Origin of the sequence: Bartonella sp. AS69XJJH, from assembly GCF_042195585.1 — a bacterium.
Lineage (GTDB): Bacteria > Pseudomonadota > Alphaproteobacteria > Rhizobiales > Rhizobiaceae > Bartonella.
In genome coordinates this window covers 1-1,236 of record NZ_JBHIOO010000090.1, presented here as the reverse complement: position 1 = coordinate 1,236, position 1,236 = coordinate 1, and the positions used below count along the sequence as shown (strand labels likewise).

The 1,236-nt window shown below is 38.1% G+C and carries 1 protein-coding gene and 1 pseudogene; both read left to right on the top strand.

Annotation, left to right across the window (positions count from 1 at the left end; all coding sequences use genetic code 11):
* A pseudogene (locus tag ACFIK6_RS09830) lies at positions 1–663 on the top strand (hypothetical protein); the annotation flags it as partial.
* The gene (locus ACFIK6_RS09825) at positions 641–991 is read left to right on the top strand and encodes a hypothetical protein (RefSeq protein ID WP_273724069.1); all 351 of its coding nucleotides are present in this window, start codon (positions 641–643) and stop codon (positions 989–991) included. The pseudogene ACFIK6_RS09830 and the gene ACFIK6_RS09825, both read left to right, overlap by 23 nt.
* Positions 992–1,236 lie beyond the last annotated feature (245 nt).

Below are 1,236 nucleotides of genomic sequence, written 5' to 3'. Positions count from 1 at the left end.
AATATATATAAAAAAAATAAAACTAACGTTTTATTAAAAAAAGAAATTGATTTTGAAGATTTAGAAACAACCGATTTGGTTGACGAGCCAATCGAGTGTGATGTTGAAAGCCAATCAGAGCAAATCAACCAACCAATCATTCACGAGCAAGAGAACGTTCCTAAGAAAGCCAAGCGAAGTAAGGGGAAAAAAGAGCTTGGAAGCGTACCAGAAGATTTTAAACCCGATTTGCAATACGCAATCGATAAAGGCTTAACGCATGATGAGGCGTTATTAGAATTCGAAAGATTTAAACTTCATTGGAAAGCCAACCCATGTCGAAATGCAAACAATCGCGATTGGCAAAGTGCTTGGTGTGGTTGGATTATTAACCAGAATGGAACGCTAGCCAAGAAATTAGAACAGGAGAAACGATATGCAAACGAACGCTATAAGCTCTCAACAAACAACTTCACAAACAGCCTTTCACAAAGCTTCAGTACACTCAAATCAGCAATTACCACTAGCGATCCTTATGGATCAGAATGCATCAGAAATAGAGAGGCTATCAGTTCATTTGCAAGCATTTGCCAAGAGAGTGGACCGGAGTGTGTATCCTCCAATCTCTATGCATGGAAAGCCGTTGACGCAGGAGGAGGAAGTGCAAGTTTTACAAGATTGTAATCGTTTACAAGCATTGCTTTCACGGAAAGTTACGGTTGAACATATCGAGGCAGCTGCTTATTTGCTTTCAGGTCTAAAAATACCAGCAAATATGGACCCGAATGTTATCGCTTTAAATTACAGCATAGCCTTATCAGATGCTTCAGAATACGCTCTAAAGCAGGCTGTTAAGGATATCATATGCGGAAAAGCAAAGGGCTTTTCGAAAACATTTATGCCAACAGGAGCAGAGCTTGCAGAATATTGCAGAAATTTGAAAGCAGAGCTTTTGGGGGGAGCTTCAATAGTGAAAATGTATCTAAAATCTCCTAAGAGAACAGCAAAGTAGTGAAATTTGCTGAACGTTTTGAGAATAGATATGCGTTTAAATTGACAGAAAGGCACCATACAGAGCGATTTAAAGATTTTATGATAAAAACCATATTGAAATTAAAAACGCTTCTGTATGGTCCATTTTGAGGCAAATAAACCCATTGGTAAAGTTATGGATTTAAGCAAGGGGATATTAAACCAGATGTTTTTAAAAAAACGTAAACAAAAAGGGCAAAAAAGATTTGTAGCAACGGCGGTCGG